Raw genomic sequence first — 7,345 nt, forward strand, 5'->3', positions numbered from 1 at the left:
AATGCTTAATTTTAAATTTCTTTTGAAGACCATCTATCAAGATTAACGTTAGGTAATGTAAAGCCTCTTCCGTTTACACTATGAACTTCACTTGTAATTTCAAAGGCTTCTGGATCCATTTCCTGAATAATATCATGGAATGCAGCATATTCACGTCTATTTAAGACTACCATAACAGCCTTAGAATCATTCTTCATAAATCCAGTTGTGATATTTAAAAATGTACAACCACGATCTACATCTTTCATTAAACGTTCAGCAATTTCTTCATAATATTCTGATACAACAATAACCTGGATGTTGTTTTGTCCAAGTAACATCATCTTATCAATAATATATGTAGACATCACAACAGTAATAATACCATAGAGGATTTCTTCAACATTTGAAAATGGGATCTGAATAAGTAGAATCAAAATATCAAATATATTAATTAATAATCCTAGAGAAAGACCTGTATACTTATTCACAAGTAATGGTGGAATATCCATACCACCTGTACTATAACCAAGTCTTAATACAAGTCCTAAACCTACCCCGATAAGGAATCCTGCATAAACAGCTGCAAGTAATGTATCCTTAGTTAAATGTGTCAAATAGTAACTCTTTTCAAATAATGCAAGGAAGAATGGGAATGCGAATGTAGAAACAAGTGTTCCTACTGCAAACTTCTTTCCTAATACAATATAGCCAACAACAAATGCGATTATGTTAATTGCGAGTACAAGTGTTGATAAATGAACATAGAACACATAATGCTGGAATGAAAGGGCAAGACCTGATGCACCACCAAGAATAATCTTAGCTGGTACCGCAAAACCTGCAGTACCTAAAGCCATAATGGCATTACCTAGCATAACTAAAATAAAATCAATCACTAATTTCTTTGCAGAATGTATTTTACTCATTATTTTTCTCCTTAACTTGAGATCTTAAATAAGCATAAATAAGATCATCAAGATCACCATCTAATATTTTCTTTGGATCATTTGATTCATAACCAGAACGGTTATCTTTGACCATAGAATAAGGATGAAGAACATAAGAACGGATTTGAGATCCCCATTCAATATTCTTCTTTTCACCTTGAATTTCAGATAGTTTTTCAGCATGAGCTTCCTGCATCAATAAATACAATTTACTCTTTAACATCAACATGGCCTGTTCTCTGTTCTGTAACTGAGAACGCTGTGACTGACAAGAAACAACTGTATTCGTAGGAATATGGGTAATACGAACTGCTGAATCAGTTTTATTGATATGCTGTCCTCCAGCACCGGATGCACGATATGTATCAATACGTAAATCTTTAGGATCAATCGTAATCTCAATATCATCATCTAATTCAGGTGAAACTTCTACAGACGCAAATGATGTATGTCTTCTTTTTGATGAATCAAACGGTGAAATACGTACAAGTCGATGAACACCCTTCTCTGCTCTTAAATGACCATACGCATTATAACCAGTAAAACGGATAGAACATGATTTTAATCCTGCTTCATCACCTGCAAGATAATCATCAACATCAACCTTCCATCCTTTCTTTTCGCCATAACGTATATACATACGCATAAGCATCTCAGCCCAGTCCTGAGATTCAGTTCCTCCAGCTCCTGGATGAATTTCTACAATCGCATTAGAATGATCATATTCCTGATTAAATAATAATGTCTTTTCAAATTCATCGAGATTCTTTTGGAATTTAATATAATCTTCTTCTAAAGAAGCCATAAAGTCAGAATCTTCTGTATCCTTGACATATTCATATACTTCAACAAGTTCTTTATAGCTTGCTTCTAAAGAATCATCTGTATCAGCCACTTTCTTCATTTCATTTAGATGAGCATATACTTTAGTCGCATGTGCCTGATCATCCCAGAAATGTTCGTCCATTGTCTGTACAGTTAGTCCTTCTATTTCTCTTTTTAGTACTTCAATATTTGCAGAAACATATAATTGGTCTAATAATAAACGGGCATCTTCCAGCCCGTTTTTGATTTCATATAATTCCATTATTTAAATTCAAGTTCAACCTTGATTTCTGGAATGTTCATTTCTGCTTCTGTACCAGGACGGATACCCATATGGACAATATTACGAGCAATTTCCTGAGAAATAGATTTTGTCATCTCTTCGAACATATAGAAACCTTCTTCTGTATATTCCTGAAGAGGATCACGCTGTGCATAAGCTCTTAAGTAGATACCATTTCTAAGTTTCTGCATTGCATCAATATGATTGATCCATGTATGGTCAATGATACCTAAAAGAACACGACGTTCATAATCAAGTTTTACTGAATCTTCTAGATCCTTATTGAATCTGTTTTCATAGCTCATGAATACAACTTCACTGACTGCATCAATGACCTTCTGAGGATCATTCACTGCTTTGTCTGGATTCTTAGCTACTAATTCACTTAATAACATGTAGTTCTTACCAACGTAGTTTAAGAATTTTTCAATATCTACAACTGGCTTCTTACCTTCATTATTAGTGAACTTAGGCATATCTAGTTCGATAGCTGTTAAGAATTCACCCTTGATGATTTCTGATAAGTCTTTAGAACGCATGATATCATCTCTTTCTTTATACATGATTTCACGCTGCTGACGCATAATATCATCATATTCTAGTAACTGCTTACGCATATCGAAGTTCTGACCTTCTACACGCTTCTGAGCAGTTTCAATAGACTTAGTCACCATCTTAGATTCAATCGCTTCATCATCCATGAATGAATCAGTGAGAGCTTTAATCTTTTCACTTGCGAATCTCTGCATCAATTCATCTTCAAATGATACAAAGAACTGTGAACATCCTGGGTCACCCTGACGACCAGAACGTCCTCTTAACTGGTTATCGATACGTCTAGATTCATGACGTTCAGAACCAATAACCATTAAACCACCAATTTCAGCTACACCTTCACCAAGCTTGATATCAGTACCACGACCAGCCATGTTAGTAGCGATAGTAACGGCACCCTTCACACCAGCCTTAGCGATAATAGCAGCTTCTTTGGCATGGTTTTTAGCGTTTAATGTATTATGCTTAATACCTTTTGCGCTTAACATCTTAGATAAGATTTCAGATGTTTCTACAGCCACTGTACCAAGAAGGATTGGCTGACCATAAGCATGGCGCATTTCTACTTCTCTAATAATAGCTGCATATTTAGCTTTCTTGCTTGAGAATACTAAATCTGGTTTATCATCACGAATAACAGGCTTGTTTGTAGGAATAACTACAACACGCATGTTATAGATCTGACGGAATTCTTCTTCTTCAGTTTTTGCAGTACCTGTCATACCAGCTAGCTTATCAAATAATCTGAAGAAGTTCTGATAAGTAATTGTGGCAAGTGTAACAGTTTCTTCTTTGATTGGTACACCTTCTTTTGCTTCAATAGCCTGATGTAAACCATCAGAATAAGCACGACCTGGCATAACACGTCCAGTAAACTGGTCAATGATCATAATAGAAGCATTTCTAATATCATGGCTGCCATCTTCAGTCGCAATCATGTATTCAATGTCCTTAGTCATTGTATAGTTTGCTTTAAGTGCCTGGTTGATATAGTGTACTAAAGCAGTATTTTGTGGATCATATAGGTTTTCTACATTAAATGCCTTTTCTGCTTTCGCAATACCATCAGGTGTTAATGTACATGTCTTACTTTCAACATCTACCTGATAATCTTTTTCATTCTTTAAGCTCTTAGCGAAGTGGTCAGCAGATATATACATAGAAGCAGTTTTCTTCTTACCACCACTAATAATTAATGGAGTACGTGATTCATCGATTAAGATAGAGTCTACTTCATCGACTAATGCATAATGTAATGGACGAAGTACTTTATCTTCATAGTTAGTGACCATGTTATCACGTAAGTAATCGAATCCTAATTCAGCATTTGTAGTATATGTAATATCACATGCATGCTGTTTTCTCTTATCATCTGCATCTAGTTCTCTTTCATTTAAACCAACAGTCAAGCCTAAGAACTTATAAACCTGTCCATTTAATTCACAGTCACGACGTGCTAAGTATTCGTTAACTGTAACAACATGAACACCCTTACCATCTAAGGCATTCAAATAAACTGGGAAGATAGATGTTAGAGTTTTACCTTCACCTGTTTTCATTTCTGCAATATCACCATTATGAAGTGAAATAGCACCCATTAACTGTACTTTGAAGGCTTTGAGTCCTAGTACTCTATAAGCTGCTTCACGTACAACCGCAAATGCTTCTGGTAAAATATCATCTAATGTCTCACCCTTTGCTAGACGATCTTTAAAGAACTGAGTCTGAGCACATAATTCTTCATCACTCATCGCCTGAGCCTGAGGTTCTATCGCAATAATTTCATCTGCCTGTTTTTCTAATTTACGTAGAATTGAACTGTCCTGTGAGAAAATACTCTTAATACGGCCAGTAATTCCTTTTTTCTCTTTCTGGGGTGTTGTAGAGAATGGTAATGGTTTTGCATCTGTCTTGATATCGTCAAATGATTCTACAATGATATCATCACCACGATGATCACCTAAATCAACGATTTCAGCCTCTTGATTGAGTTCCTGATGCTCCATTCCTTCCTTTTTCAACTTTTTCTTAACTTGTTTTCTAATTTCTTGTTTTTTACTAGGCATGATGTGTCTCCTTTCAATACAAAATCGTATACATTATATCATACATACCGCAAAAAACAAAAGATTTTATATACTCCTTGCTTGTTTAATTATTCCCAAGTTTACAAGGTATTTTTCTTTCATAGAGAGGATCAATATTTCGATTTTTTGAGGTTTTTCTTTTTCAATTAATTCAAGACAGGTCTTGATTGTTTCTCCAGAAGTCATCACATCATCTAAGAGTAATATTTTCCTGTTTTTAAGGAATGCACCACCTCTTAAACCAATGACATCACGTATCCCTGCTCTTTGTGTATAAGACTGATCACTTTGTTTATAATCTACTTTCTTATAAAGTCCATTGAAAACATGAGAGTGAATTGTCATTGCGATGGCTTGGTTAGGGGCGAAACCACGCACAACATTGGCCTTTGACGCACTTGGCGCAACAACAATCAAATAATCCTTATAGCGTCTTTGTAGTTCTCTTTTGTACATATCTAAGAAAGCATCCTTTAAGGCATAATCATATTGTCCCTTATAACGAAAAAGCAGGGTACGGAAGAAGTCATTGTAAGCATATAATATGCGTAGCGGATAACCTTGAAAGTTTGTCTTAATATCAATTCTCTTAAATAAAGATAAACAGGAGGAACAGATACAGTGATGCGTAAATAATTGATGAAAAGAAGATGTTTTAGATATAGAGGATAAACAGATCAAACAGACATCCTGTTGAGCTTCTGAATGGTTTTTATACATCCTTTCATCGCCTTTGAATAATGGTTGTCTATTAATAATATTCTTCCATCCTCATATCCTATTTTTCTTCCTACTCTTCCCGCAATCTGTATCAATGTTCTTTCATCAAATATACGATCTCCTGCTTCTAATACAATCACTTGTACATCTTCTATTGTGATTCCTCTTTCTAATATCGTTGTGGTGATTAAAACTTCTAGTAAGCCTTCTTTAAAATCCTTTGTATATTCATTTAAATAAGGAGACTCTGAACTCACACCCTGCACTTTATATGTATCCTTTAATAAGTCTGCATAGTATTGTGCATCACTTTTCCTAGGTACATATACGAGTACTTTCTGGTGTGTTTCTAATAGTTTCTTAATCCAATATTTCAAGGATATGAGCCACAAAAATTGAGGAATGATATAAATATGAGGAACAGGCAGATCATGACCATGGTAGCGTCGATTCATGATCATGACACATTCATCATGAATATCTTCCTCAAGTAATGTAGCGGATAATTTAATATACCTTTTAGAGGCATGATAAAAGATAGAGTTCAATACATCATCTCCATAAAAAGGAAAGGCATCTGCTTCATCCATAATAATTAAATCAAAAGGAGAAGATACAAATCGATAGAGCTGATGAGTTGTACAAATGATTAAGGGAGCATTACTATTCTCTTGATAGCCCCCATATAGAAGACCAATGGTTAAGTGAGGAAAATCCTTCTGAATTCTTTCATGTAATTCTATACACAATTGTCTTCTAGGGATTGTGAAGCATACTCGTCCACCATTTTCAATCACATGCTTGATAATCGCATAAGAAATTTCTGTTTTACCAGAGCCACATACGGCAAGGACAATAGAATTCGTGGCATTCTCATAATTCGTGATAAGTTGATCAGAGATGAACTGCTGGCGGGATGATAATCTAAAAGAAAGATGATAGGACGCATCAGTCATTATTAAAGGAGTCTTGTGTATTGGATAAACTTCATCTAAATAAGTACGTCCAAATGCTATGCACTTTCTACAATAAGGTCTCTTATTGATATAGCTAATGTAGTTTTCATCCTCATTGCCACATACAGGACACTTCACAATCACCACCTCCTTTGGCCCTCTACTAACCTATACATCTAGAAGATGTTTTTTTTCTCAAAAAAAGTTAAATTTTTTTCAAAAAAAAACTATGAGCATCGCTCATAGCTTCATATATTGACTTTAAATTTGTTGTAAACTATAATAGAAACGAAAGATGGAACAACCAGTAAGCGGTTGTCCTTGGATTTATTTTTGGTAAGTAACTACCTCAAACTTTTCCTAGGAGCGAGGTAGTTACTTTTTTTCGTTCTTATCAATAATGATAAGAAGTAATCTAACAACAAGTGTCAATAAAGATATGATCAGTGTCAAACACGTTAACATAATCATGATTATTTCATACGTTGTCATCAGGCATCACCTCCGTTTTCAACTTAAGAGAAGAATCACGAAGGGTTGCGTACCTTCGCCATAACGACCAAGGATAACCACCTACCGTATACGGTTGTTCCATGCACAAATTATATCATAGGATTCTATCTACCATGATAAGTAATCAATTATTACAATTTCATAATAAATTCTAATTTATTGGCAGAAATACAATACACAAACAACCTCTAGATTAATAGCCTAGAGGTTGTTTTCATGCTTAAGTTTTGTGAATGAAGATGTTAGTCTTCTACTTTCAAATCATATTCTCTAATAAGTCTTCGGGCAATCATCTTATTCACATGACTCCTCTTAATAGTGATAGAGCGTTCACCATTAGAGTAAATACAATGGTCCCCTTTCGCATGTCTAAGGAAGCGGTAACCATTGTTTTCTAATATTCTTTTGAATTCTATGATTGAGTAAGTTCTTGCTTTCATGGTCTTTCCTCCTCGTATAATATGTACGTAATCAGTT

At 34.8% G+C, this 7,345-nt stretch carries 7 protein-coding genes; all 7 read right to left on the reverse strand.

All coding sequences use genetic code 11. The features are described 5' to 3' along the window. Positions 1–11: 11 nt before the first annotated feature. Positions 12–908: a YitT family protein gene (locus QVO42_RS01475; protein WP_022424420.1), complete on the reverse strand. Its 897-nt coding sequence runs from the start codon at positions 906–908 to the stop codon at positions 12–14. Next, positions 901–2,016 (reverse strand): peptide chain release factor 2, encoded by a 1,116-nt coding sequence (gene prfB / locus QVO42_RS01480; protein WP_022424421.1) that lies wholly within the window; start codon positions 2,014–2,016, stop codon positions 901–903. Before prfB ends, QVO42_RS01475 begins: the two co-directional genes overlap by 8 nt. Next, positions 2,016–4,658, reverse strand: a complete 2,643-nt coding sequence (gene secA, locus QVO42_RS01485; RefSeq protein ID WP_022424422.1) for a preprotein translocase subunit SecA — start codon at positions 4,656–4,658, stop codon at positions 2,016–2,018. The genes prfB and secA overlap by 1 nt, the downstream gene beginning before the upstream one ends. Positions 4,659–4,724: 66 nt before the next feature. Beyond that, complete coding sequence (locus QVO42_RS01490; protein ID WP_246784102.1) at positions 4,725–5,135, reverse strand: phosphoribosyltransferase; 411 nt, start codon at positions 5,133–5,135, stop codon at positions 4,725–4,727. 221 nt (positions 5,136–5,356) lie between these two features. Then, positions 5,357–6,493: a DEAD/DEAH box helicase gene (locus tag QVO42_RS01495; protein ID WP_022424424.1), complete on the reverse strand. Its 1,137-nt coding sequence runs from the start codon at positions 6,491–6,493 to the stop codon at positions 5,357–5,359. A gap of 237 nt (positions 6,494–6,730) precedes the next feature. Next, entirely contained in the window at positions 6,731–6,847 is a 117-nt protein-coding gene (locus tag QVO42_RS01500; RefSeq protein ID WP_281492890.1) for a putative holin-like toxin, read from the reverse strand. Between the two features lie 263 nt (positions 6,848–7,110). Continuing rightward, complete coding sequence (locus QVO42_RS01505; RefSeq protein ID WP_022424425.1) at positions 7,111–7,308, reverse strand: type II toxin-antitoxin system HicA family toxin; 198 nt, start codon at positions 7,306–7,308, stop codon at positions 7,111–7,113. Between the last annotated feature and the right edge of the window lie 37 nt (positions 7,309–7,345).

Source organism: Catenibacterium sp. CAG:290 (assembly GCF_000437715.1).
Taxonomy (GTDB): Bacteria; Bacillota_I; Bacilli_A; order Erysipelotrichales; family Coprobacillaceae; genus Catenibacterium; species Catenibacterium mitsuoka_A.

Coding starts and splice junctions, on each gene's coding strand:
- secA (WP_022424422.1), bottom strand. CDS start 4,658: ATGCCTAGTAAAAAACAAGAAATTAGAAAACAAGTTAAGAAAAAGTTG.
- prfB (WP_022424421.1), bottom strand. CDS start 2,016: ATGGAATTATATGAAATCAAAAACGGGCTGGAAGATGCCCGTTTATTA.
- QVO42_RS01505 (WP_022424425.1), bottom strand. CDS start 7,308: ATGAAAGCAAGAACTTACTCAATCATAGAATTCAAAAGAATATTAGAA.
- QVO42_RS01500 (WP_281492890.1), bottom strand. CDS start 6,847: ATGACAACGTATGAAATAATCATGATTATGTTAACGTGTTTGACACTG.
- QVO42_RS01475 (WP_022424420.1), bottom strand. CDS start 908: ATGAGTAAAATACATTCTGCAAAGAAATTAGTGATTGATTTTATTTTA.
- QVO42_RS01490 (WP_246784102.1), bottom strand. CDS start 5,135: ATGTACAAAAGAGAACTACAAAGACGCTATAAGGATTATTTGATTGTT.